The organism is Dyella sp. SYSU CM1112, assembly GCF_058216415.1.
This window is the reverse complement of sequence record NZ_JBZEGI010000091.1, coordinates 1-306: the sequence shown is the minus strand read 5'-3', so window position 1 is coordinate 306 and position 306 is coordinate 1. Positions and strand designations below refer to the sequence as shown.

General features: G+C 60.1%; 1 protein-coding gene. It reads left to right on the top strand.

Translation table 11 applies throughout. The features are described from left to right. On the top strand, window positions 1–232 hold a 232-nt coding region (locus AC4HNJ_RS21755), incomplete at its 5' end, for a hypothetical protein (protein WP_490481707.1). Window positions 233–306: the final 74 nt, after the last annotated feature.

Here is a 306-nt window from a genome sequence, read left to right as displayed (position 1 = left end):
TTTGCACGCCAGACAAGGAGGAGCGAAGGCGTGTACGTCGGTCCACGACGGAGCGATGACGCGGTATGGCGCGCAAACAGATCCTGAAACGTACAGGACGATAGGCGACCTCAACCGGTCAGATCAACTTGGCGCACTGGCGCCGATACCGGACGGCATCTTGGCAGAGAACAACCCCCTAGGCGGCGGCCTTGGTGTCTCCTTGATGGGTAGAAACCAGTTGACGCGCTAAACTTGCCCGTTCTACCGGCGCAGCACGGTACTACGCCCTCCAGGCAGCATCCCCATGCAGACGCCGATCAATCA